The following is a 24,150-nucleotide window of genomic DNA, read 5'->3' as shown; positions in this document are numbered from 1 at the left end:
CGCCCCGCTCGTCCCTCGCGGGGCTCCTCGACCACCAGGGGCGGGGCGGCGGCGGTGGTGCCGGACGGGGCGACCCCCGCCGGCGCATCGGGGTGCCCTCGGCTGGAAACAACAGTCAGCCGCGCCGATGAGTGGCCGAGGGCGGGGGCCCCGCTCTGCGCCGCCGGGGGACGCCACGGGAGGCGCCGCAGGCGCCGACCCACCCCAGTCCGCCGGTCAGGCGAACAGGCTCCGCAGGGCCGCGGTGCCGGTGGCGTCGTCGGCGTGGGTCACGGCGACGTCCCAGTAGTGGAACGCGCCGGACTCGATGCCCGCGGCCAGTTCGCCGAGGCGGCCGGGGACGTCGGCGATCGGCACGAGGCCGATCCGCTCGCCGGCGTTGTCCCAGATGCCCACGTGGGCGTAGCCCAGGCCGGCCAGCTCCGGCCAGACCTGCGCGGCGTCGTTGCCGGCCTTGGCGCTGAGCCGCTCGTCGTACTCGAAGAAGAGGACGGGGGTGGCGGGCTGCCAGGCGCGGGTCACGGCGGGGACGAGGGTGACGTCGTAGCCGTCGGTGTCGGACTTGATGAGGCGCAGGCCGTCGAAGGCGGGGTACTTGGCGCGCAGGGCCTCCGGGCTGAGGGTGGCGACCTTCGCGCCCGACGTCGACTCCTCGAAGCGCGAGGTGCCGCCGGAGCGTACGGCGACCAGGGAGTCCGAGCCGTCGGTGACGACCAGCGACTCCTCGACGACGACGCGGGCGTCCTTGTCGACGTTGGCGTGGAGGAACTCCAGGTAGTAGGCGTCGCCCTCGACGCACAGCACGCTGCCGTCGGCCGCGTGGAGCACCTGGACGGCCGAGTCGCCGACGTTGGCACCGATGTCGAGCATGGTCAGCGGCGCGCCGTCCTCACGGGCGATGGCGGCGGCCAGCTGCACCAGGTTCTGCCCGTAGTCGGGCGAGAACTTCGCGTAGTCGGGAAGCCGGTGCGACCACGGCAGGACGAGGTCGACGCCCTGGACGTGGCGGGTGACCTTGCGGGTCGGCCACAGGCCGCGCACGGCCCACGATGCATAGAGCGGCAGGAGACGGGCACGGCGGCCGATCGACTGGCTGCGGGACTGGCTCATGGGCTCTCCTCGATGGCGTGACCGACGAGCAGTCGGTCGACGGCGGTGACGACCCGCGCGGGGTCGATGTCGATGTCGGCCTGGATGCCGGTCATCGGGTTGTCGCGTCCGTGCTGGTCGGGACGGCCGGCGACGACGTACTCATAGGTGACGTCGTCGAGGCTGGCGCAGATCGACCAGTAGCAGTGCTTGACGTAGTTGACGGGGAAGATCTCCAGCACGCGGGCGCCGGGCGAGCAGAAGAGCAGGTTGGCGAGCGCGCCGCCGTGGAGGCCGACGACGACCTCGGCTGCGGCGAAGTGGTCGATCTGCTCCTGCACCGTCAGGGTGCCGGGGTCGATGCGGACGAAGCCGCGCTCCTCGAGCGCCGCCCACACCTGCTCCTCCTGCACCAGACGTCGGGTGTTGCGGCCGCCCAGGCGCGTGACGTAGAGGCGCTTCGGGCGGCCCTCCAGCTGCTGGGGCGGCAGCTGGGCGCGCAACCACTGGACGGTCCACCGTGGGGCCATCTCACGGGGGTTCTGCAGGCACGGGACATAGAGCTGCGGCGAGCGCACTGTCGCCTGCGGCACGACCTCGATGATCCGGTGGCGGTCGAGGCCGGTGAGCGCGAGCAGCTCCTTCTCGTAGCGGGTGGACGCGGAGACGACGATCGCGTCGGGCTCGACGCCGGGCACCGTCTCGGTGAACACGCCCCAGCGCGGCAGCACGTCCATCAGGAAGTGGTAGTAGTTCCGGTTGCCGCCGCGGGTGCTCAGCGCGACCACCGGGCCGTCGACCTCGACGACCGGCGGCAGCTTGCTCGCCAGGAAGACGGGGTGCTCGCGCCACGACTCGATGCCGAAGTACTCGCTGGTCTCGATGTCGAGAGCGCCTCCGGGAGTGACGACGGCCCCCCAGTCACCGGCGACCGCTCCCCCGGCCATCTCGAGCACGTACTGCTCGGGGACGTCCCACTCGCGGGCGTCCGTCATCCGCCAGTGACCTGCCGGATCGCCCGCCGGCGGCTGACGCCGGATCTGCTCGGCATGGCTGCCGCGGTGCAGCCGGACGCCGTCCGGCTCGGCCGCGGCGGTCGCTGCCGAGGTGGGGTGGGACCGCTGCGGCAGGGCCCGGCCGGGCACCAGTCGCGAGAGTCGGCGAGCCACCACTCCGGTCAGCAGCGTGGCCCAGCGGTAGAGACGCTTGAAGAGGGGCCACGCCGGCTGCAACACGCTCGGCAGTCGGCTCACCGGGCAGAGTGTAGGGCGTTCGGGCCGGTCTAGACCGAACAACCGCAGGACCCGTCCCCGGCGTGGCAGGATGCACGCCGTGACCGTCAGCTATCCACGCCTCGCCACCTTCCCTCCGGGCGGCTACGACAAGGGCCGCGGAGCGCACTGGCTGGCCATCTGGTTCGCCGTGCAGCACCTGTTCTTCAAGAAGTGGTGGTTCCCCCGCCGGCTGCGTCCGACCGTGCTGCGCGCGTTCGGCGCCGAGATCGGCACGGGCGTCGTCATCCGTCACGGCGTCCGCGTGACGTGGCCGTGGAAGCTCGCGATCGGCGACGACTCGTGGATCGGCGAGGACTCCTGGATCTACAACGTGGAGCCGATCCGGATCGGCAGCGACGTCTGCCTGTCCCAGGGAGCCTTCCTCTGCTCCGGCAGCCACGACCACCGCTCGTCGGACTTCCGCTGCGACAACGGACCCATCACCATCGAGAACGGCGCGTGGATCGCCGCCGACGCCCTCGTGCTGCGCGGCACCGTGGTCGGTGAGGGCAGCGTCGTGGCGGCCCGTGCCGTCGTACGACAGGACGTCCCGGCGGGGACCGTCGTCCACATCGGGACGGTGTACTGAGTCGTGAAGATCCTCTTCGACGGACTGCCCATCACCGGGCAGTCGCTGGCCATCGTGTCCGAGCACCTCCTCGAGGGCTGGCTCGAGCACGCCCCCGAGGACGAGCTGCACCTCGCGGTCGGGCCCAACGCGGAGCTGACGGTGCCCGACGGGGTGATCGTCCACCAGGTCCCGTTCGGTCGGAGCCAGACGATCAGCCGCATCCACCGGCAGAACACGGTCCTGCCCCGCCTGGCTCGCGAGATCGGCGCCGACGCGCTGCTCGCGACGCTGCCGACCACGGCCATCGTGAAGATGCCGTGCCCCAAGTTCCTCATCGCCTACGACCTGCGCCACGAGCTGCGTCCGGAGCAGTTCAGCCGGATGAACCGCATCCAGCGGCGCTTCAGCTATCGCTGGGAGCAGGCGGCGGCGATCGGCTGCATCTCCGACCGCACCCGCAAGGACCTGCTCGCGTCGCGCCCGCACCTCGCGGACCGTCCCGTGGTGCTGGCCTACCTCGGCGGAGACCACGTCGACGGCTGGCCGCGACCCCACGTGCCCGGCGACTACGCCCTGGCCTTCGGTCAGTACGGCAACAAGAACGTCGATCTCGTCATCGACGCCTGGGGCGAGCTGGAGAAGCGTGGCAACACCCGGCCGCTGCGGATCGTCGGGCTCGGCGGATCGGTGCGACCCCAGGTCGAGCAGAAGATCGCCGACCTCGGCCTCACCGACCGCGTCACGGCCATGCACTGGCTGCCGGACGACGAATTCCGCAAGGTCTTCGCCGGCGCCGGGATGGTGGTCTTCCCGTCCGACTTCGAGGGCTTCGGCATGCCCGCCGTGGAGGCGATGCGGATGGACATCCCCGTCGTCATCACGCCCGAGCCGGCGCTGGTCGAGGTCACTGCTGGCCACGCCGAGGTCATGGACGGCTGGGACGCTCCGGCGCTCGCCGACGCGGTCCAGCGCTGCGAGGCCTGGGGGCCGGAGCGGGTCGTCGAGGCCCGGGCCCACGCCGCCGACTTCACCTGGGCACACACCGCGAGCGTGATGCGGGAGCTGATGGTGGCCGAGCTGGCCGGAGCGCCCCGCTAGGCGAGAGACCGGCGCACCTCGGCCGAGAGACCGGCGTACTTCGTGCGAGAAAGCGGCGCACCTCGTGCGGGTCAGGGGTGGAGGTGCTCGCCGTCGTCGATCTCCACGACATCGGTGAGCTCGACCTCGTCCAGCGGGTGGTCGGCGGGGCGGCGCCAGGACAGGGCGCAGCTGATCCACACACAGAAGACGCCGCCGGCGAGGAGCATGGCGAAGCCGGCGCCCTCGAGGTCCCACACGTGCATCGCGGGGATCGCGCCGACGAGGAAGAGGACGGTGGCCGTCGCCTCGGCGACCGACGCGGTCGCGACCTTGCCCTGGGCCTGGGCGGCGGCGGTCAGGACGCGGCGCATCGCGAGGACGCCCCAGGCGACGGCGAGCACCCGGGTGACCTCGATGGCCGGCTCGAACTCGTGACCGAAGAAGATCCGGATCGCCGGGCCCACCACGACGACGATGCCGACGACCATCAGCACGTCGAGGACCAGGGCGATGGCGAGCCAGCCGCGCATCACGGCGACGGACGCCTGCGCCCCGGCCGCGACCATGCGCGGCAGCAGCACGGCGGCGACACCGCCGAGGACCAGTGACGAGAAGCTCGCGATCGACACCGACACCGCATAGAAGCCGAGCGCCACCTGGCCGAGGACGACGCCGACGAGCAGCTGGTCGGCGCCCAGTCCGTCGAGCGCGTTGAGCCCGCTGACCCAGCCCTTGCGCGCGAAGGCGTGCACCTCGGCCGGCTCGGCCCGTGCCGTCGGGTCGTTGGCGGCGGGCTTGAGGAACGCCAGGCACATCCACGCCCCGCCGACCAGGGAGAGGGCATAGATGCCGACGATGACGCCGGCGCTCTCGGTCGGGTGGACCAGGAAGAGGACCAGCACCACCCCGACGTACGACGCCATGCCGGCCACGCGCTGGATGTTGACCTTGCGGACGTTGCCCTCGCCCAGCACCATCGCCGAGAGCAGGAAGTTGGCCGCCAGCAGATAGGTGAGCACCCCACCCAGGACCGACAGCCAGACCTGGTGGGCCTGGTCGCGGACGAACCAGGCGGTGATGCCCGCGGCGAGCAGGGAGGGCAGGGCCATCCACGCGAGCCAGCGCCCGAGGCTGCCGCGGACGACGTCGCGGGCGGGGGCGTCCTTGGCGGCGACGGCATGCGCGATCGCGGCCGGCAGCCCACCCACGCCGAGGAGCGAGCAGAGCAACGCGACGGCCACCAGCATGCCCATGAGGCCCCGCCCGTCCGGACCCAGCATCCGGGCGACCAGCGGGCCCGAGAGGACGGTCAGGATCTGGATGCCGAAGCCGGTCGCGGCGATCGACAGGAAGGCGGCGAGACCGCGGCTCCGGACCGACGGCACGTCGGTCTCCTGGGGTTGCGGCACCGCGCCACCCTAGGGCAACACCCGGTGTCACGGACGGACATGAGCGAAAAGGTCTAGACGCCTGCTGGATCGGCCACGCAAGAGGCCCGAGCGTGACTATGCTGTCGCCGCCGGGCGCTCCCCCCAGCCCGGAACGTGTCGATGCCGGAGGTCAGATGGTCGACTCCACCCGCCCGCCGCCCGCCACGGGCCGGCGGATGGACGGCATGGACGGGCTGCGCGGCGGCGCCGCCCTCGCCATCATGATCGGGCACGCGTCGCTGCTGCTCGTCGGCCCGGTCGGCGCCGAGGCCGTCGTCGGCAAGCTCACGGCGATCCTCCTGCAGAGCCTGACCCTCTTCTTCGCCCTGTCCGGCTTCCTGCTCTACGGACCGTGGGTGGCGGCCATCATGCGCGGTCGGGCCGCGCCACAGATCCCGACCTACATCCGCAACCACATCCTGCGCATCTATCCCGCCCACACGTTCGTGCTGATCGCCGCGGCGATCATCGGCATCACCGTCAAGACGACCGACGGGCCGGCGCCGATCGGCGGGCACCCGTCGCAGTTCGGCCACCTCACCGATCCGGTGACCTTCCTGGCCAACCTGTTCCTGGTCCAGGGCTGGTTCCCGTCGACGATCTTCACGGGGCTCGGGGTGTCGTGGTCGCTGATCACCGAGTTCACCTTCTATCTGGTGCTCCCCTTCCTGGGGCTGCTCGGCGTGTGGCTGGCCCGTCGCCTGCCGCCGCTCGTCGCCGCGCTGCTGCCGCCGTTGCTGATGCTGGTCGCCTGCTCGATCAGCCGCTACGCCTACTCCTCCTACGTCTCCGGCAGCGGCCGCTCGGTCGAGGAGCTCCACTCCGGCTCGACGTGGGCAGCGGTGTGGTACCGCTCCATCGCCGTGCAGGGCGACCTGATCGCCTTCGGCATGATCGCCGTGGTCCTGGTCAGCGCCCACGCGGCGGTCGGCGACCGTCGTACGGCGCACACGCGACGCGCCGCCTGGGCGGTCCTGCTGGCGGGCCTGGTCGGCATCCTCGCCACGCGCGGGACCGACTGGATCTCCGTCGCCACCGGCGTGACCTGCCTGGGCCTGCTGGTGGTGCTGCGGCTGCCGCACCCGCCGCGCCACGTCGGCGCAATGGTCCGCGTGCTGGAGAGTCCGCTCTTCCGGCTGACCGGCGAGTGGAGCTACAGCGTCTATCTGTGGCACTTCGTCGTCATCTGGTTCTTCCGCCTGCACGTCGACGCGGCGACCTACACCACGCTCGGCGGCTGGGCCGTGTCGATGGTGATGGTGTGCGTGCCGACCCTGATCCTGGGCGCTCTCGGCTTCCGCTTCATCGAGGCACCCGCGATGCGCCGCAAGCACAGCTCCACCCCTGCCGCCGAGCCGGCTCGACCGGCCGATCGCCCGTAGACTCCGAGGAACCATGAACAGTCCCCCCGCACCGCCCGCCGACTCCCTGGTCACGGTGGACACCTGCCTGGCCTGCAGGAGCCGCGACGTCCGCACGCACGCGCCGTCGGGCCGCACCGGCTTCGTCATCCTCCAGTGCCGCGACTGCGGGCTGCGCTTCCTGCGCGACCGGCTCTCCCTCGATGCCGTGGTCAGCGACTACGACATGGACGCCGACGCCTACGCCGCCTTCACCGACATCACCCGCCCCGAGGTCATCGACAGCAGCCACGCCGAGGTCCTCGAGCGCATCGACCAGCTCGTCGGCCCGAAGCCCGGCCGCAGCCTCTTCGACGTCGGCGCGGGCGACGGCGGCTTCCTCGCGATGGCTCGCGAGCGCGGCTTCGCCCCCGCCGGCAACGAGCTCTCCAGCGGCGCCATCGAGATGGCGTGGGAGCGCAACAAGGTGGAGCTCCACAAGGGAGACCTCGCGACCCTCGACGCCGGTCTCCACGACGCCGTCACGCTGTGGTGCGTGCTGGCCCACGTGCCCGACGGCGACGTCCTGCTCGAGGACGTCAAGAAGGTGCTGAAGCCCGGGGGCCTGATGTTCCTGCAGACCCCCCGCTGGTCGAAGATGGACGGCATGGGCATGGTCGCCCACGACGCCACCAAGGGCCGGGCGTCGCGGATCACCGATCGCCGGATGGCGATGCACCACATGAGCCTGCACACCGTGAAGAGCATGCGGGCCACGCTCGAGCGACTCGGCTGGGAGGTCGTCTCGATCGAGCCGCACGTGCGCTACTCACTGACGACCGCGAGCTACCTGCACTCCCTCGGCATCTCCGAGAAGGCCGCCGAGCGCGCGTCGCGTCCGGTCAACGCCCTGCTCGACCGCGACCTGTTCTTCCGCAACGTCCTCGACGTCTACGCGCGCATCCCGGGCTGATCTGGGCGCCGCCCGGTCATGGTCCGGGCGAGCTCGACCCCGCGGCGCTTCGCCCCGGCCGCCCGCTCCGAGAGGAGCAGGCGGGTCGCGGGACGCACGGGGCCGCGGTGGAACAGGTGGTAGTTGTCGCCGTCGCTGGTCACGGAGTAGCCCATCCGCTCGGCGAGGATGGCGAGTGACTGCTTGGTGTGGAAGGCGATGTGCTGGCCGGAGTCCAGGGCGTAGTACCACCAGGTCCCGGGTCGCGGCGGCGCCTTCATGTCGTGCAGCACCGTCGTGAAGAAGAAGCGGTCGTTGTGGGAAGTGACCGTGGCGAGCTGCTCCATCGGGTCGTGCAGGTGCTCCAGCACCTCGAAGGCCGTGACCAGGTCGTAGGTCTCCTTCTCGTCACCGGTGAACCCGGGGGCGAGGATGTTGGTCGCGTAGGCGTCGGCCGTGTAGTAGTCGAGGTGCTTGTCGCGCATCATCCGCGTCAGCGTGCCGTAGCCGCCGCCCCAGTCGAGGAAGCGTCCCGCGCCGAGGCCCTCCGCACGGATCAGCGTCGCCGTGACCCGCGACAGCAGGCGGCTGCGCCGCAGCAGGCCCTGGTCGCCGTCATAGATGGCGCTCTCGTAGGCCTCGGTGAGCCACCACGGGTCGGGGAACGCCATCAGGCCGCACTGCGGGCACCGGAAGAGGTCGACCTCGTGCCGACGCAGGAGGAGGGCCCGGTCGAACAGGTCCAGCGACGTCGAACAGACCGCGCAGATCGGGTTCTCGGGGCTCGGCACGCGCACAGGCTAGTCGAATCAGTGGAGGTCGACAGTCGGTTCGGCGGTGTTCGTCACGATGCGGTGCGGACGAAGACCAGCAGGGTCGACGACATCCGGCGCGGCGTGAGCCGGCCATAGAGCGATGCGGCGAGCCAGGCGGCGCGGTGCTGCTCGAAGTACGTCGGCACCGCCTCGTCGCCGTAGACGAACAGCTCGTGGCCGGAGAAGAGCTCACGCAGCCTGCGCCGGGTGTTCATCGCGTAGCGCGTCGGGAAGACGTCGATGTCCTTGCGCTCGGGCTGGACCCGGCTCAGGACCCGCGTGTGCAGGCTGTTGGGCACGGCTCGTGCCGCGAGGCCGATCAGGCCCCACTTGTTGGGGGTGCGGGCGGCGAACCAGCCGCCGGGCTTGAGCACCCGCAGGATCTCGGCCACGAACTGGTCGACGTCCTCGGCGGCGACGTGCTCCAGGACGTAGTCGGCGATGACGAGGTCGAAGGAGTCGTCGTCGAACGGCAGGGGCTCACCGATCGGCGCCACGACCGCGTGGTCGAGCGCGGGGTTGTCGAGCACCGCGGGGTCGACGTCGCAGCCGACGACCTCGGCGACCCGACCCCGCAGGTTGCGGATGTCGCGTCGCGTGCGCGGAGCCGGCTCGACCGCCCACTGGCCACGACCGGCGCCGAGGTCCAGCACCCGGCTCTCCGGGCCGACGAGCGCGCCCACCCGGAGATAGAACTCGATCTCGCCGTCGACGTGCGGATAGCCACCGACCGCTGCCTCGGGATAGAAGCGCAGGGTCGCGTCGCTGGGACGGTAGGGCTCGGTCACGGTCGTCACCTTACGGAGAGGTAGTCGGGGTGCTCGTCGATGCCGCGGCGCAGCCGCTCCTGGTCGGCGCGCACCATCGCGCCCACCACCTCGGCGAACGTGGTGGTCGGCTCCCACCCCAGCGCCGTCCGGGCGCGCGAGGGGTCGCCGCAGGCGCCCGGGGCGTCGACCGGCCGGACGAGGTCAGGGTCCTGCTCGACGTACGTCCAGGGCTCGGGGAGGTCGGCGACCGCGAAGGCGGCCTCGACCAGCTCACGCAGGGTGTGCAGGACACCGGTCGCGACGACGTACTCGCCGGGAGTGTCCGCGCGCACCATCCGCACCATGGCGTCGACGACGTCGGTGGCGGCCCCCCAGTCGCGGGAGACGTCGAGGTTGCCGAGGGTGAGGCGGTCGGCCCGGCCGGCAGCGATCTGCGCGACCCGGCGGCTGATCCGCCGGGTGACGAAGCCGGTGCCGCGGATCGGGCTCTCGTGGTTGTAGAGGACCCCGACGCTGACGTGACGGCCCGCCGCCCGGTGGTCGGCGGCGAGGCCGTGCAGCCGGGCCTTGGCCTGTCCGTAGGGGCTGACGGGCGCGAGCGGGGTCTCCTCGGTCTGCGGGTTGGTCGCGTCGGGGCCGTAGACCTCCGAGCTGGACGCGAGGAACACCCGGCTGTCGGGCGCGTGACGCTCCACGGCACCCAGCAACCGCTCCACCGCGGCCACGTTGACCTCCGTGACCTCCTCCGGCGCGTCCCAGCTGTCCCGGACCGAGGTGAAGCCGGCGAGGTGGAAGATCTCGTCGGGCGCGACGGCCTCGACGACCTTCTCCGGTCCCGCCGGGTCCCTCAGGTCGAGATCGACCAGCTCGACACCGTCGAGGTAGGTCTGCATCGGCGACGTGGTCGCCGGCCGCACCGTGCCGATGACCGTGTCACCGGCAGCCTGCAGCCGACGGGCCAGCAGGACGCCGTCCTGTCCCGTCACGCCAGTGACCAGGACCCTGCGTGTCATCCCCGCGAGAACAGCTCGAGATCGGCGTCGACCATCAGCGTGGCGAGCTCGCGGGCGTGCGTGGTCGCCTTCCACCCCAGGATGTCGATCGCCTTGCTGGGGTCGGCGATGAGCGCGTCGACCTCGGTCGGACGCTCGTAGCGCTCGTCGTAGTCGACGTGCGCCTCCCAGTCGAGGCCGACGTGCTCGAAGGCCGTCTGGCAGAACTCGCGGACCGTCGCGCCGACCCCGGTGCCGAGCACGAAGGTCTGCGGCTCGTCGTGCTGCAGCATCCGCCACATGCCCTCGACGTACTCCTTGGCGTAGCCCCAGTCACGGACCGCGTCGAGGTTGCCGAGGACCAGCCGGTCCTGCTGCCCCAGCTTGATGCGGGCGACCGCCTGGGTGATCTTGCGGGTCACGAAGGTCTCTCCGCGACGCGGCGACTCGTGGTTGAACAGGATCCCGGAGACGGCATACATGCCGTAGGCCTCGCGGTAGTTGACCGTCGCCCAGTGCGCGTAGAGCTTCGCCGCGCCATAGGGCGAGCGCGGGTAGAACGCCGTCTGCTCGTCCTGCGGGGGCGGGGTCGCGCCGAACATCTCCGACGTCGACGCCTGGTAGAAGCGGCTCTCCAGGCCCGCCTGCCGGATCGCCTCGAGGAGCCGGATCGTGCCGATGCCGTCGGCCGAGGCGGTGTATTCCGGCATCTCGAAGGAGACCTTGACGTGGCTCTGCGCCGCGAGGTTGTAGACCTCGTGGGGGGCGATGTCACGGATCAGGTTGACCAGGCTGACGCCGTCGGTCATGTCGCCGTAGTGCAGGTGCAGGTGATCGGCCGCCTGCGGGTGGGTCGTCCAGATCGGGTCGATCCGGCCGCGGTTGAACGACGAGGAGCGACGCACCAGGCCGTGCACCTCGTAGCCCTTCTCGAGCAGCAATTCGGCGAGGTAGGAACCGTCCTGACCCGTGATTCCGGTGATGAACGCGCGCTTCATGTCCGCCTTTGACTGGCTCGAGTGGGGGGAGTGCCCGAGGGTGAGCCGGGTCAGCATAGCGGGGGTGCAGCCCTGTTTCGGGCTACTTTGAGACGGTTCGACGTGACCACCCACCGGATCGGCAGTTGTCCCTCTCGTGAGCACCAGCACCACCCGCCGCCGAAGCATCGCCATCGACCTCGTCCGGGTCATCGCGATCTTCATCGTCGTGCTCCGCCACACCTGGTACGACCCGGACGGCTTCGTCGCCCAGATCGCCTGCCCGTGGGCCATCGCGGTCTTCTTCGTCCTCACCGGCTACCTGTGGTCGGAGAAGCGGACGATGGCCAAGGAGTTCGACCACCGCGCGAGCACCCTGATGGTGCCCTTCGTGTGCTGGATGGTGCTGATCTCGATCCCGTTCTTCGCCTGGGCCTTCACCGAGGACGCGAAGGCCGCCGCCGTCTTCCTCCCGGCCTTCGCCTACGGCGCCCAGTTCGCACCGATCCCCTACAGCGCCTGCTGGTTCTTCAGCGTGATGTTCTGCGCCTGCCTGATCATGCGCTTCCTCGGAGGCTACGCCCGGAAGTGGACCTGGCTGGTGATCGGCCTGACCCTGGTCGTCACCGTGGTCGCGCCCACGCTGCTGTGGTTCGGGCCGCTGGGCTCCGGTCTGGCGCTGGCCTGCCTGCTGTTCATCGCCGCCGGCCAGGAGCTCAAGCGCTACCGGGCCCGGATCACCCACCCGTTCGTGACGGGGCTCCTCCTCGCCGGCGCCTCGGCCGCGGCGATCGCCCTCGGCGCCTCGCACGACCTCGACGGCACGATCATCGAGGTCAAGACGGCCGACTTCGGCTTCCCCGTGGCCGGCCTCGTCGTCGGCGCCACCTTCTCGATCGGCCTGCTCCTGCTCTGCGAGTCGCTCGAGCGCTTCATCCCCGAGCAGGTCGGCCCGTTCCTGGTGAAGGTCGCCGGCACGGCCACGTTCGCTATGTTCCTGCACCCCGTGCTGCTGCTGGCGATGGGCACCGACTGGGACGGCGGATGGCCGGACTTCCTCGTCGCCTACCTCGTGCCGATCGCGCTGTGCCTGCTCCTGCAGTCACGCGGCTGGCTGCCCTGGCTCACCGGCGACGTCAAGCCGATCGCCTTCAGCGAGCGGCTCGCCCGGCGTCGTACGACGGCGACGACGGGCAACTGACCGGGCAGCCGAACCGGCAGCCGACCGGGCAGCTCGTCACTCTGCGGCCAGCTCCCGGCTCAGCTTGTTGCGGGCCTTGGTCTCGGCGTCCTGGCGCAGGATGTAGTTCTCCAGCTCCTCGCGCTCGTCGCCGTCGAGCTCGTCGTGCAGGTCGTTCTCCTGCAGCGGGTCCTTGCCGAGGTCGTAGTACTCCGAGGCGTGGAAGCCGTAGAAGTAGATGTACTGCCTCAGCGTCTGCGGGTCGATCGTGGTCGCACACTGCTGGTTGCTCCAGCAGCTGATGAACAGACGCGGGAACGTCGACGGGTCGGCGAGCACGGAGGCGCCCGGATAGGTGCCGCCCTTGATGTCGTAGCCGAGGAGGTCGGCCACCGTCGGCAGCGTCGCCAACGCCTGGAAGGGCGTCTCGACCTTCTGGCCCTCGATGAGGCCGGGCGCGTGGATCAGGTAGGGGATCTGGGTGCCCTCGTTCCAGATCGTGTCGTTGTGCAGGCGGCGGCCGTGCTCGCGGAAGCCCTCGCCGTGGTCGCCCATGATCACGAAGACCGTGTCCTTGTAGAGGCCGAGCTCCTTGAAGCCCTCGACGACCTGCTGGACGAACTCGTCCTGGTAGCGCACGGTGTTGAGGTAGAGGTTCTCGATGGGGTCGTCGACGTAGTCGATCTCCTCGAAGCCCTCCGGCAGGACGTACTGGGTGTGCGCGGTGAGCGTCATGTATTCGAGCATGAACGGCTTGCCGGCGTCCTTCTGCTCGACCGCCCAGTCCAGCGACGGCTGCAGCATCAGGTCGTCCTCGTAGCCGAGGGTGTTGGTCTCGTCGAAGCCGGACTTGTCCTCGTAGGACTCGAGTCCGGAGAACTCCTGGAAGCCGAACGCCTCGACGAGCGGCCCGCGGTGCTCGAAATTCTCCGTCGCGGTCTGGAAGAACGCGGTGGCGTAGCCCTCGTCGGCCAGCAACGACGCCAGGCAGCGGGAGCCGATCCCGCCGGGCTTGACCTCGGTGTTGCCGGTGTCGAGCGGCGGCATCACACCGCAGTTGGCGCCGACCAGCGCCTTCGACGTGTGCGGGACCGTCGTGTAGGCCCGCGTGCCCTCGAGGCTGTCCTGCGCCAGCTCGGCCAGGAACGGCGTCGTCGCGCGCTCGGGCGTGCCCAGGGTGGTCGCGTGCCAGCTGGTCGACTCCAGCATGATCATCACGACGTTGCGCTGCCGGGTCTCGCTCGTGGGCACCAGGTCGGTGTGGATCGGGAGGTCGTCCTCGTTGGGCGCGACGTAGCCGTCGGGGTCACCGCGCAGGACGTCGGAGATCGCCTGGGCTGGGATGGCCAGCACCCGGTTGCGGGTGGCGTTGGTGGTGCCCTGCCCGTCCGGCAGCAGCGCCGCGACCAGCAGTACGACGAGGGCGGCGCTCCAGATCGCGACGAAACGGCGGGGGGTGCGGGACTCAGGCTCCCCGTCGCCCCCGTCGCCCCCGTCGCCCTCGGTGAGCTCGGTGAGCTCGGGCGCCGGGGTCGAGAGCCGTCGCGGCTCCCAACGGCGACGGTTGATCAGCAGCGGCAGCCGGTTGGCGAGGATGATGCCGAGGACGGGGATCAGCAGCGCGATCCCCTTGATCTCGGCGGCGATGATCTTGAACATGCTGACGCTCAGCAGGAGCGTGACCAGCTGGATCGACTGGTAGGTGACGACCACGTCGAGCTGCATCCAGTAGACCTGCGCGATCACGATGAAGAACGACAGCACCGTGAACCAGACGTGGAAGAGGATCGTCAGCCGGCGCCGCGCCTTCGGCGCCTGCACGAGGTGGAAGACCCCCACCCAGAAGACGAAGTGACCGACATGGAAGACCACGTCGGAGCGGATCTGCTCGAAGTAGGTGAGCGACCCGAAGGTCGTCCCCCAGGTCGTCAACCGCATCGTCTGGCAGGCCAGATCGACGAGCGCGACCGGCACCAGGAGGCAGAGCAGGTAGAACCAGTGCCCAGGAGGGAGCAGGCGGGCGACCTTGGGGGGAATCACGGGCCACAAGATAGGTCATCCAGCCATGAATCTGGCGAGTTGTCGCAATCGTCCGGCGAAACCGGTCTGGACCACTAAGGTGACCCCGTGCCGTCCCCCCAGGACTCTCCCCGGCCGACGTTGGGCTCGTCGTTCGACCCGAGAGCCAACAGCCTCAATGCCATGCGCCTCGCGTGCGCCTTCATCGTCCTCGTCGTGCACTGCACCACCCTCGGTGGCTACCACGACGACATGCCCTACTTCGGCTTCGACGACACCGTCGGGACCTACGCCCTCGCGGCACTCTTCGGGATGTCGGGCTACGTGATCGTGATGAGCCGGCTCGGCGAGTCCGGCTTCGGCAGCTATCTCTACCGCCGCGTGCTGCGCATCTATCCCGGCTGGATCCTGTCGCTGGTCATGGTCGCGTTCCTCTTCGGGCCGTTGTCCCTGATCGTCGCCGGGAGCGAGAGCTCCTACGACTGGAACTCCGCGCTCGGCTACATCAGCAACAACCTGTTGCTCGCGCTGCGCCAGTTCGGCGTCGAGGGCACCCTGACCGACGTGCCGGTCGAGGGTGTCTGGAACTTCTCGGCGTGGACCCTCTTCTTCGAGTTCGGCCTCTGGATGGGCCTCGGGATCATGGTCTCGATGTTCCCCCGGCGCTGGCTGACAGCCGCCGCCTGGGCCTCACTGGCGGTCTTCATCGGGATCCGCGGCCTCGCGATGGCCCAGGGCTGGATCTATGACGCCCACGACACCGACGCCCGCACCGATGCGCCCGCGTGGATCAACCTGGCCGAGCCGACGGCCCGGCTCGGCATGTTCTTCATGGCCGGCGTGATCCTCTTCCTGATGCGCGACCGGATCCCGCTGCGCCGCTGGCTGCTCGCGGTGAGCATCGCGGTCTGCGTCGTGCTCGGCATCACCGGCTACTTCCACCTGCTCGCGGCGCTCCCGCTGACCTACGCCCTCTTCTACGGGGCCTGCAGCAAGCGCTTCACCACGATCAGCAACCCCAACGACCTCGCCTACGGCGTCTACATCTACGCCTACCCCGTCACCCAGCTGCTCGCCGTGTGGACGATCGACCACTCGATGCCCGAGTGGCTGTTCATCGCGATCGTCGCGGTCGCTACGCTCCCCTTCGCCTACTTCTCCTGGTACGTCGTGGAGCGCCCCGCCATCCGGTTGGGACGCAAGAAGAAACGACCGTCCACCCCTCCCCCCGATCTGGAACCTGCGAGGATCTGACACGTGGCCCGACCCCCGGCACGCCCCATCGCGCTCACCGCGCGCCGCCTGCGCCAGACCGTGACGTCGTTCGAGAACGGCACCACCCTCCTTGCCGGGCTCGCCCGCCGCAGCGACGAGCTGGTGTTCGAGACCGGCGAGCTGACGATCACGTGCCCCAACATCGCCGGCGCGCGGGTCCCGGTCTATGAGGTGTTCGCCGAGAACGCCTACCGGCTCGACTGGTTCACCCAGGACCTGCCGACCGTCCGCGCGCTCGACATCGGCGGTCACATCGGCTGCTTCACGACGGCCCTCAGCGTGCAGCGGCCCGACGCGCGGATCTGGACCTATGAGGCCTCCCCCGCGACGGCCGCCTTCACCCGCCGCAACATCGACGGCAACGGGCTGCAGGACCGGGTCACCCTCAACAACGAGGGCGTGACGTCGTACGACGGCACCCTGTCGTTCGCCGACAACGCCGGCGGCAGCGGGCTCAACGGCCTGACCGCCCCCGAGGGCACCAAGGTCATCGAGATCCCCTGCGTGTCGCTCGCGACGGCGATGGAGCGGGCCGGCGGCGACATCACGCTGGTCAAGATCGACACCGAGGGCGCGGAGTACGACATCGTGCTGCCGTCCGACCCGGCTGCGTGGGCGTCGGTCCAGCGAGTCGTGCTCGAGTACCACCCCGTCGACGGGCACTCGTGGGCGGAGCTGAAGGAGTTCTTCGCCTCGGCCGGGCTCCAGGTCGTCCTCGACGAGCCCGTCACCGATCGTCTCGGCACCGCGTGGCTGTCGCGGACGCCGCTGCCCGACCCGGCCTGATGCGCGGCTGAGCGGCTCTCGCCCGCGGCTCAGCCGCGGGCGATCGCCTGGGGCCCGGGGCCGTCGGCGGTGTCCCCGACGTTGTCCTCGCCGCCGTCCTCCGCGCCGTCCTTGCGCGGGATGAAGGCGGTCGCCGTGAGCGCCAGCGCCAGCAGGACGCAGACGTAGCGGCTCCCCAGGTTGGGGGTGATCGGGCCCGCCAGGATGTAGGCGAGCGCCGGGTAGGCGACGCGTCGGTATTCGGGCAGCGCCAGGAACAGCGGGCGCACGAAGGCCCAGACCAGCAGCAGGAACGCGACGAGCATGAACAGCCCCGCGCTCTGCGTCACCTGGGTGTAGATGTTGTGGGACTGGAACGAGCCGTAGGCGCCACCCGTGACGTCGGCGAAGCCGTTGCCGATCAGGGGTCTGGTCTCGATGACCTCGAGCGCGTTGCGCAGGCCGTCGAGTCGCGCCTGGTCCGAGCCGCGCGACCCGCCACCACCGAGCAGACGGGCGAGCGCGTTGGTCCCGTCGAGGTCGATCACCCGCGGCAACATCACCAACCCGACGGCGCCGAGGGCGGCCAGCCCGCCGAAGGCGACGAGGGAGCGCTCGAGGAACGGGAAGATCACGACGAGTGCGGCCAACAGGATGAGCGCCGACCGGGTGCCGCTGATCCAGATGCCATAGATGGCGAACAGCGCCGCGCCCGCGACGAAGATGCGCCGGTAGAGGCCCGCCTCCCACCACAGGAAGGGCACCAGGGAGATGGCGAGCACCGCGGAGAAGCCGAACGCGGGAGGCGTCTCGGCGAGTCCGACATAGCGCCCCAGGTTCGGGTCCGGGCCCACGGCGAGCGCATAGACGATGTCGACGCAGACGCCGACGAGGTAGGCACCGGCGCACCACAGCATCTGGACCCGGTTGGGCGCCCACCAGAGGTAGAGGATCGGGACGAACAGCATCCCGATGACGATGCGGACGAACACGAAGAGGCTCGGCCCGGGGTTGAGGGCCGCGAGCGAGGCGACGACCCCGATCATCAAGAAGAGCGCCGCGCCGATGGTGAACTGCCACGGCGACTTGAACGGCCGCGTGACGAGCGAGGGTGCCAGCACGAACGCCGAGAGCACGAGGAGCAGGTCGGTCGCGGTCACGAACGAGGCACCGGGGAGCGTCAGACCCTGCAGCGGACCGAAGCCGGCGGCCGCGATGAATCCGACGGCGGCGATCTTCTCGGTGCCGAAGGTCAGGATCAGCACCACGCCCAGCGCGACGACGATCGTCGCGATGCCGGCGATCAGCGAGACCGTCGAGGCAGCGACCAGGCCGCCCATGACCGCCCAGATCAGGATCGTCGGGACGACCGAGGTGCGCAGACGGTGGAACGTGTCAGTGCCACCTGCCACCGATCACACCTCCACCATGCCGAACCCTGGACGGCGCGAGTCTAGTGTCCGCGGCCGCGTCCGCGCGGCAGCATCCCGAAGCCCACGCCGGATCCCTCATCCGCCGGCGAACGGCGGGAGGAACTCGACCTCGTCCCCGGGGCGTACGACGACCGTCTCCGGGTCCAGCGAGGAGACCGGCCGATCACCGACCAGCACCGAGCAGACCGCCAGCACGTCCGGCAGCCGCGAGCCGGGATGGGCGTCCGCGATCCGCGCGCGCAGCTCGACGAGGCTGACCGGACCGGGGACGGCCACCAGCTCGTCGGCCACGCCGGCCGCGGAGCGCGCCGCGGCCCAGTAGCGGACCCGGATGACCTGCATCTCATTCATCGCCGACCTCCTTCCCCGTTGCGCCGATGTGTCGGTATCCTTCCCTACACGAAAACCGACCGGGGCCCAGCGTTGCGTTTCGGTCTCTCGACAGGCGTGTGCGTTGCCGACGCCGGTGAGGAGACCCCGTGAGCACTCTGCTGCTACTGACCAGCGCGCTGCAGCCATCTGCCGAGGTCCTGCCCGGTCTCGCACTCCTGGGTCACCAGGTCAAGATCCTGCCCGCCGAGGGCAGTGCCCTGCTCGAGGCCCCCGACGCCGACCTGCTGCTGGTCGACGGTCGCCAGGACCTCGCCAGCGCCCGCGACCTCTGCCGGCTCATCCGCACCACCGGGACCGACGTCCCGGTCCTGCTCGTCACCACCGAGGGCGGCCTGGCCGTGGTCAACCACGACTGGGGCATGGACGACGTCGTGCTGCACACCTGCGGCCCCGCCGAGCTCGAGGCCCGCATCAAGCTCGCCATCGGCCGGCTCAACGCCGCCCGCGACGCGGCCGACCCCGAGGCGCACGTCATCCGCTCCGGCGAGGTCGTCGTCGACGACGCGACCTACACCGCGAAGGTCAGCGGCCGGGTCCTCGACCTCACCTTCAAGGAGTTCGAGCTCCTGAAGTTCCTCGCCCAGCACCCGGGCCGCGTCTTCAGCCGCCAGCAGCTGCTGCAGGAGGTCTGGGGCTACGACTACTTCGGTGGCACCCGGACCGTCGACGTCCACGTGCGTCGCCTCCGCGCCAAGCTGGGCCCCGAGAACGAGACGCTGATCGGCACCGTCCGCAACGTCGGCTACCGCTTCGTGCTGCCCAGCAAGGACGCCAGCAACGACGCCGCGCGGATCGCCGGGCGGGACAACCAGCCGGCCTGAGCTTGGAATCACCGATTTGCCGCGTCGCGAGCGTCACCCGATGGGTGCGGCGGCAAGGCGCCCGGCGCGAAGCCAGACTGGCCGTCTGTCGAGCGTCGGCAACGCAGCCGACGCTCCATCGGGTGGCGCGCAGCAGCGGGAAATCGGTGAATCCAAGCTGAACCTGCTCGTGGCGGCGCGATAGCGTCCGGCACGTGAACGGCGACATGCTCGACGGACCGGCTGCGATCACGGCGATCGAGGCCGTCCGCCACGCCTGCCGCGAGCACGACGGCGTCGACCCGCTGGACGAGGCGGCCACGCTGCGCCTGCGACACCACGGCCTGGACGGCATCGGGCACTGGGTCGACAACCGCGGCTTCGCGCTGCGCCGGGGCACCGAGCTCGACCTCGCCGTCTCCCCCGCACACCGCGGGGAGGGCCACGGCCGGGCGCTCGGCATCCTGGCGACCACCGCCCCGGGTGCGCTGACCGCGTGGTCCCACGGCGACCACCCCGCCGCGGGCGCCCTGGCCGGCCGGCTCGGCTTCACCCGTGAACGAGCGCTGTGGGTGATGCGCCGGCCCACCGTCGTACCGCTGCCGGAGGCGGGGCCGGTCGACGGAGTCCGGATCCGCGACTTCGGCGACGGCGACACCGACGCCGTGCTCGCCGTCAACGCCGCGGCCTTCGCCGATCACCCCGAGCAGGGCGCCCTCGACGTCGCCGGCTTCGCGGAGCGGCGCGCCGAGGCGTGGTTCGACCCGGCAGGCCTGCTCCTGGCGGTCGAGGACGACGGCGAGCTGCTCGGCTTCCACTGGACCAAGCAGCACGACGCCGCGACGGGCGAGGTCTACGTCGTCGCCGTCTCGCCGAACGCCCAGGGGCGCGGCCTGGGCCGCCTGCTGACCCTCGCGGGGCTACGGCACCTGACCTCGCGCGGGGTCGACGAGATCCATCTCTACGTCGAGTCCGACAACGCTGCGGCACGTCGGATGTACGAATCGCTCGGCTTCGGCCATGCTCTGGCCGATACCCATGTCCAGTACCGACGAGCGGACGATCCGGACATTCCGGCGTAACTCCGGGCCGCCTGAGTAGATTGACCTTCCATGAGCTCTGCCACCGATGACGAGCCGGGCCGCGACGGCTCCGGGCTCGACGAGTCGCGCTCCGGGCGCGGCCGGGGGCGGCGCGGACGGCTGTGGCGCCGTCACGATGACGAGACGCCCGCTGTCGGGGAGATGGATGCCGACGACGCGGCCGAGCTGATGCGCCTGAGCAACACCTCGCTGCCGGCGGAGCAGACGGCCGACGCGATCGAGGCGGAGTCCGACACCCTGCCCGGCGAGCAGAGCAACGCCGACGATGTCGACGGCAACGACGACACCGACGCGGTGCTGGAGCCGCCGGCCGACGTGGACCTCGAGACCGCGGCGGAGCCGACGACCGAGTCACCGGTCCGCCCCGAGGCTGCCGCGCCGACCGTGTCCGACGAGGACATCGACTGGCTCGCGGTCATCGACCGCTCGGTCGCGCCCCGCGTCACCGCCGACCCGGAGGTCGCGGAGACCTTCGAGCCCGCCGGCTCACGCGACCGTGGACTCTCCGCGCGCCTGGACCGGCTGCGCGAAGCGCAGGACGAGGCGAGCGGCGAGCCCGAGGACCTCGACCCGACGGAGGAGTCGACCACGGAGTCGACCACGGAGTCGACCACGGCAGACGCCGAGCAGGCCGCGGGTCCCGACGACCAGCCGACCGGCGGGGGCAGCGACCCGGCCGACCTGACTGACTGGTCCTCCATCATCGAGCGCGCAACCCGCCGCGATACGGCGCCCGCAGCAGCGACCTCTGACCTGCCGCCCGCCTCGACAGCGCCCGCAGCCGAGGCGACGCCGGCCGAGCCGGCCGCTGCCGTGGTCGACCCCAGTGACCCCTTGACTGCCGAGATCTGGCTCGACCTGGACGACGCGGCGACGGCGCAGGCCGCCGAGGGCGCCGTCGCTCCCACGGACGAGCTCCCTGCCCCGGCCGCCGCCGACGAGGCTGACGAGGCTGACGAGCCAGTCGAGCCAGTCGAGCCAGACGAGCCAGTCGAGCAGCCGGCGGTTGAGCCGGCCGACGAGGCAGAGGACGCCGAGGAGCCCGACGACGAGCCGGTGGACGAGCCGGTGGACGAGCCGGTGGTGGATGACGCGTCCGCGGCCCGCACGACGGCCGGACCGGTGCAGCCGATCACCGAGGACGAGGCCGGGCAGCGGGTCATCGCGGCCGCGATGGACGGTGGCTTCGCGGAGCCCACGCCGGTGGCCGCCCCCCGCGGACTCGCGCGACTGCGTCGCCGTACGCCAGCCTCGGCCGCTCCCCGCGCCGACGCCCGCCCGTTGCCCGAGGTGGTGGAACCCCCGCTGCTCGAGGAGCGCATCCCCGAGGTCGACGCAGCGCCGGAGGTGCCGCTCAGGCCGTCGGAGGTGCTGGCCCACGCCCGCGCCGAGATCGAGGCCGAGCTGGCTGCTCCCGCCGCCGACACCGACGAGATCGCGCCGCAGAGCGGCGACGGCGAGGCCGTCGACGCCGAAGGCCCCGCCAACGCCGAGGTCGTCGCCGCACTGGCTGCTCGTCTGCGTCGCGACGCCGAGCTGGCGGCCGCCACCCAGGCAGCCGAGCGGATCGCGGCCGAGGAGGCCGCGCAGCGCGCCAACGAGGCCAGGGCCGAGGCCGACCGCCTCGCCCAGGAGCAGGCCGAGACCGCAGCGCTGGCGCACCGCGCCCGCACCGAGGCCGAGGAGCTGGCCCGCACCGAGGCCAACGCCCGCGAGGCAGCCGAGCGCGCCGCCCGCGAGCGCGCCGAGCTCGCCGACGCCGAGTCGGCGCGCCGCGAGGAGGCCGAGCGCCACGCCGTCGAGCAGGCGCGTCTGGCCGCTGCGGCCCACGCCGAGCGTGAGCAGGCCGAGGCCAACGCCCGCGAGCAGGCAGCCCAGGCCGCCGCCGCCGCGGCTGCGCGCCAGGAGGCGGAGCACGCCGCCGAGAGCTATGCCGTCGCCGCACGGCAGGCCCACGAGGACCGCGCCGCCGCCGAGGACCGCGCCCGCGTCATGGCGGAGGCCGCAGCCGTCAGCGCGGCGGAGCACGCCGAGTTCGCGCGCCGCATGCTCGAGGAGCGCGAAGCGGCCGAACGTACGTCGACCGAGATCGCGCAGGCCCGCACACTCGCCGAGGAGGCCGCGCGTCAGCAGGCCGCCCTCGCCCAGGAGGCGCACCAGGCCGCCGAGGCCGCCGAGGAGCGCGCCCGCCTGCTGGCGGAGCAGGCCGCGGCCAGCGCCGAGGAGCACGGCGCGATGGCGCGACAGGCCGTCGAGGAGCGCGCCGTGGCCGAGCAGGCCGCGGCCGACCACGCCCGCCTCGCCCAGGAAGCGCACCAGGCGCGAGCAGCCGCCGAGCAGGCCGCGCTCGAGCAGGCCGACCTCGCCCGGATCGCCATGGAGACCGCCGAGGCGGCAGAGCGGCGTGCCGAGGATGCCGCGTCCCGGGCCGAGGTCCAGGTCGCCGCGCGCGTCGCCGCCGACGAGTCCGCCGCCCAGCAGGCGCGTCTCGCGGAGGAGGCACACGAGGCACGACGGCTCGCCGAGGTCGCCGCCCGCGAGCAGCTCGACCTCGCTCGCGAAGCCCAGGCCGCGGCGGCTGCCGCCCATGACTCCGCCGCCGCGCTGGCCGAGGAGAAGAAGGCAGCCACCGAGGCGATGGCCCTGGCCGCCGAGTTCGCCGCCGAGGCGACCCAGGCCCGCACCGAGGCCGAGGCGAAGGCGTCGGCCGCTCTGGCCGAGCTGGAGCAGGCTGCCTCCGCACACGTCGAGGCGCTGGACGCGCTGCAGTCCGAGCTCGTCCAGGCGCGGGAGACAGCGTTGGAGCACGCCCGCGCCCGGGTGGCTGCCGAGCAGGCCGCCGCCGAGCAGGCCGAGGCGAGGGCCGCCGCCGAGGCCCGCGCTGCCGAGCTCGCCCAGGACCGCGAGCGCGCGCTGGCCGATGCGTCCCAGATCCGCGCGGAGGCCGCAGCCGCCGAGCAGGCCGCCGCCGAGCAGGCCGACGCCCGCGCCGCTGCCGAGGCCCGCGCTGCCGCGCTCGCCGAGGACCGCGAGCGCTTCCTCGCCGATGCCTCCCAGAGCCGCGCCGAGGCTGCCGCGACCGCCGCGGGCCTCGCCGACCAGCTGGCCGCCATCCGGGCTCGTCTGGATGCCCCCGACGCGCCCGAGGCCGTGGCTGGACTGGCCGACGCGCCTGCCGTCGAAGAGCCTGCCGTCGAAGAGCCTGCCGTCGAGGAGCCTGCCGTCGAAGAGCCCGCCGTCGAAGAGCCCGCCGTCGAAGAGCCTGCCGTCGAAGAGCCGGCCGTCGAAGAGCCTGCCGTCGAAGAGCCGGCCGTCGAAGAGCCTGCCGTCGAAGAGCCTGCCGTCGAAGAGCCCGTCATCGACGAGCCCGTGGCCGAGGAGCCTGTCGTCGAGGAGCCTGTCGTCGAGGAGCCCGTGGCCGAGGAGCCCGCCGTCGAGGAGCCCGTGGCCGAGGAGCCCGCCGTCGAGGAGCCCGTGGCCGAGGAGCCCGCCGTCGAGGAGCCGGTCCTCGAGGAACCGATCCTCGAGGAACCGATCCTCGAGGAACCCGTCGCTGAGGAGCCCGTGGCCGAAGAGCCCGCCGCCCTGGTGGTGCCCACGGCGGCGCACTTCCTGCTCAGCTCCGACGACGAGGGGGACTCCGAAGCCGGTCTGGTCGACGAGGACGACGCCTACGCGCAGGCAGGTCTGGAGTCCGTCGAGCGCACCGAGCAGGACGACCGCCCGCTGTCGCTCCTCGAGCAGTGGCAGGCGACGGCGACCGGCGCGGACCCGCTCACCGACCCCGACCACAGCCTGGTCGCCCGGTGGCGCGCCTCGGCAGAGGCGTCGGAGTCGATGGATCTCGGCATCGACGAGAGCGAGGACGTCGAGGAGATCTCCCCCGACGTCC

Annotated in this window: 20 protein-coding genes; 10 read left to right on the top strand and 10 right to left on the bottom strand. The window is 71.5% G+C overall.

Translation table 11 applies throughout. The features are described 5' to 3' along the window. Positions 1–216 precede the first annotated feature (216 nt). Together E9934_RS16730 and E9934_RS16725 are read right to left on the bottom strand one after the other, a co-directional pair. The gene (locus E9934_RS16730; RefSeq protein ID WP_136564044.1) at positions 217–1,110 is read right to left on the bottom strand and encodes a class I SAM-dependent methyltransferase; all 894 of its coding nucleotides are present in this window, start codon (positions 1,108–1,110) and stop codon (positions 217–219) included. Beyond that, complete coding sequence (locus tag E9934_RS16725; RefSeq protein ID WP_136564043.1) at positions 1,107–2,342, bottom strand: glycosyltransferase family 61 protein; 1,236 nt, start codon at positions 2,340–2,342, stop codon at positions 1,107–1,109. The genes E9934_RS16730 and E9934_RS16725 overlap by 4 nt, the downstream gene beginning before the upstream one ends. A gap of 79 nt (positions 2,343–2,421) precedes the next feature. On the opposite strand from E9934_RS16725, the gene E9934_RS16720 reads away from it, so the two are divergent. Then, on the top strand, positions 2,422–2,952 hold the full coding sequence (locus E9934_RS16720) for a WcaF family extracellular polysaccharide biosynthesis acetyltransferase (RefSeq protein ID WP_202977365.1): 531 nt from the start codon (positions 2,422–2,424) through the stop codon (positions 2,950–2,952). Positions 2,953–2,955: 3 nt separating this feature from the next. Further along, positions 2,956–4,032: a glycosyltransferase family 4 protein gene (locus tag E9934_RS16715; RefSeq protein ID WP_136564041.1), complete on the top strand. Its 1,077-nt coding sequence runs from the start codon at positions 2,956–2,958 to the stop codon at positions 4,030–4,032. 71 nt (positions 4,033–4,103) lie between these two features. Here E9934_RS16715 and E9934_RS16710 read toward each other — a convergent pair whose 3' ends face one another. After that, complete coding sequence (locus E9934_RS16710) at positions 4,104–5,423, bottom strand: lipopolysaccharide biosynthesis protein (protein ID WP_136564040.1); 1,320 nt, start codon at positions 5,421–5,423, stop codon at positions 4,104–4,106. A 155-nt stretch (positions 5,424–5,578) separates the two neighbouring features. Between E9934_RS16710 and E9934_RS16705 the strand changes: the two genes are divergently transcribed. Both E9934_RS16705 and E9934_RS16700 read left to right on the top strand, forming a co-directional pair. Next, positions 5,579–6,826 (top strand): acyltransferase family protein, encoded by a 1,248-nt coding sequence (locus E9934_RS16705; protein WP_158295043.1) that lies wholly within the window; start codon positions 5,579–5,581, stop codon positions 6,824–6,826. Between the two features lie 13 nt (positions 6,827–6,839). Further along, positions 6,840–7,757 (top strand): class I SAM-dependent methyltransferase, encoded by a 918-nt coding sequence (locus E9934_RS16700; protein ID WP_136564038.1) that lies wholly within the window; start codon positions 6,840–6,842, stop codon positions 7,755–7,757. Here E9934_RS16700 and E9934_RS16695 read toward each other — a convergent pair. From E9934_RS16695 to gmd, 4 genes are read right to left on the bottom strand one after another with little or no spacing between them, the layout of a single operon-like run. Continuing rightward, positions 7,736–8,527, bottom strand: a complete 792-nt coding sequence (locus E9934_RS16695) for a class I SAM-dependent methyltransferase (protein ID WP_136564037.1) — start codon at positions 8,525–8,527, stop codon at positions 7,736–7,738. The genes E9934_RS16700 and E9934_RS16695 overlap by 22 nt on opposite strands. A 53-nt stretch (positions 8,528–8,580) precedes the next feature. Continuing rightward, entirely contained in the window at positions 8,581–9,339 is a 759-nt protein-coding gene (locus E9934_RS16690; RefSeq protein WP_158295042.1) for a class I SAM-dependent methyltransferase, read from the bottom strand. A 5-nt stretch (positions 9,340–9,344) separates the two neighbouring features. Then, on the bottom strand, positions 9,345–10,334 hold the full coding sequence (locus E9934_RS16685) for a GDP-mannose 4,6-dehydratase (RefSeq protein WP_136564035.1): 990 nt from the start codon (positions 10,332–10,334) through the stop codon (positions 9,345–9,347). Continuing rightward, positions 10,331–11,311 carry a GDP-mannose 4,6-dehydratase gene (gene gmd / locus E9934_RS16680; RefSeq protein ID WP_136564034.1) on the bottom strand — a complete coding sequence of 327 codons (981 nt, stop codon included), beginning with the start codon at positions 11,309–11,311 and terminating at the stop codon, positions 10,331–10,333. The genes E9934_RS16685 and gmd overlap by 4 nt, the downstream gene beginning before the upstream one ends. Positions 11,312–11,447: 136 nt before the next feature. Between gmd and E9934_RS16675 the strand changes: the two genes are divergently transcribed. Beyond that, positions 11,448–12,491, top strand: a complete 1,044-nt coding sequence (locus tag E9934_RS16675; RefSeq protein ID WP_136564033.1) for an acyltransferase family protein — start codon at positions 11,448–11,450, stop codon at positions 12,489–12,491. A gap of 36 nt (positions 12,492–12,527) precedes the next feature. On the opposite strand, the gene E9934_RS16670 is transcribed toward E9934_RS16675, so the two are convergent. Next, positions 12,528–14,510 carry an LTA synthase family protein gene (locus tag E9934_RS16670; protein WP_136564032.1) on the bottom strand — a complete coding sequence of 661 codons (1,983 nt, stop codon included), beginning with the start codon at positions 14,508–14,510 and terminating at the stop codon, positions 12,528–12,530. A 162-nt stretch (positions 14,511–14,672) separates the two neighbouring features. Here E9934_RS16670 and E9934_RS16665 point away from each other — a divergent pair, with 162 nt between their 5' ends. Then, positions 14,673–15,743: an acyltransferase family protein gene (locus E9934_RS16665; RefSeq protein WP_136564031.1), complete on the top strand. Its 1,071-nt coding sequence runs from the start codon at positions 14,673–14,675 to the stop codon at positions 15,741–15,743. A gap of 3 nt (positions 15,744–15,746) precedes the next feature. Beyond that, on the top strand, positions 15,747–16,550 hold the full coding sequence (locus E9934_RS16660) for an FkbM family methyltransferase (RefSeq protein WP_136564030.1): 804 nt from the start codon (positions 15,747–15,749) through the stop codon (positions 16,548–16,550). A gap of 29 nt (positions 16,551–16,579) precedes the next feature. Here the strand turns inward: E9934_RS16660 and E9934_RS16655 are convergent, their stop codons facing one another. Together E9934_RS16655 and E9934_RS16650 are read right to left on the bottom strand one after the other, a co-directional pair. Continuing rightward, positions 16,580–17,941, bottom strand: a complete 1,362-nt coding sequence (locus E9934_RS16655) for an O-antigen ligase family protein (protein WP_136564029.1) — start codon at positions 17,939–17,941, stop codon at positions 16,580–16,582. Between the two features lie 96 nt (positions 17,942–18,037). Beyond that, entirely contained in the window at positions 18,038–18,313 is a 276-nt protein-coding gene (locus E9934_RS16650) for a MoaD/ThiS family protein (protein ID WP_238695022.1), read from the bottom strand. A gap of 128 nt (positions 18,314–18,441) precedes the next feature. On the opposite strand from E9934_RS16650, the gene E9934_RS16645 reads away from it, so the two are divergent. From E9934_RS16645 to E9934_RS19720, 3 genes are all read left to right on the top strand, one after another. Then, the gene (locus tag E9934_RS16645) at positions 18,442–19,176 is read left to right on the top strand and encodes a response regulator transcription factor (protein ID WP_136564028.1); all 735 of its coding nucleotides are present in this window, start codon (positions 18,442–18,444) and stop codon (positions 19,174–19,176) included. 194 nt (positions 19,177–19,370) lie between these two features. Further along, entirely contained in the window at positions 19,371–20,237 is an 867-nt protein-coding gene (gene mshD / locus E9934_RS16640) for a mycothiol synthase (RefSeq protein ID WP_238695021.1), read from the top strand. Between the two features lie 30 nt (positions 20,238–20,267). Further along, the coding region (locus E9934_RS19720) for a coiled-coil domain-containing protein (protein ID WP_202977364.1) at positions 20,268–24,150 on the top strand (3,883 nt) is incomplete at its 3' end.

It is taken from the genome of Nocardioides caeni (genome assembly GCF_004912195.1).
Taxonomy (GTDB): Bacteria; Actinomycetota; Actinomycetes; order Propionibacteriales; family Nocardioidaceae; genus Nocardioides; species Nocardioides caeni.
The sequence above is the reverse complement of the archived record's forward strand: the minus strand, read 5'-3'. Positions and strand labels throughout refer to the sequence as shown.

Excerpts from the sequence above, each read along its gene's own strand:
- E9934_RS16730 (WP_136564044.1), bottom strand. The coding sequence starts at position 1,110 with ATGAGCCAGTCCCGCAGCCAGTCGATCGGCCGCCGTGCCCGTCTCCTG.
- E9934_RS16705 (WP_158295043.1), top strand. The coding sequence starts at position 5,579 with ATGGTCGACTCCACCCGCCCGCCGCCCGCCACGGGCCGGCGGATGGAC.
- E9934_RS16700 (WP_136564038.1), top strand. The coding sequence starts at position 6,840 with ATGAACAGTCCCCCCGCACCGCCCGCCGACTCCCTGGTCACGGTGGAC.
- E9934_RS16685 (WP_136564035.1), bottom strand. The coding sequence starts at position 10,334 with ATGACACGCAGGGTCCTGGTCACTGGCGTGACGGGACAGGACGGCGTC.
- gmd (WP_136564034.1), bottom strand. The coding sequence starts at position 11,311 with ATGAAGCGCGCGTTCATCACCGGAATCACGGGTCAGGACGGTTCCTAC.
- E9934_RS16665 (WP_136564031.1), top strand. The coding sequence starts at position 14,673 with ATGCGCCTCGCGTGCGCCTTCATCGTCCTCGTCGTGCACTGCACCACC.
- E9934_RS16650 (WP_238695022.1), bottom strand. The coding sequence starts at position 18,313 with ATGAATGAGATGCAGGTCATCCGGGTCCGCTACTGGGCCGCGGCGCGC.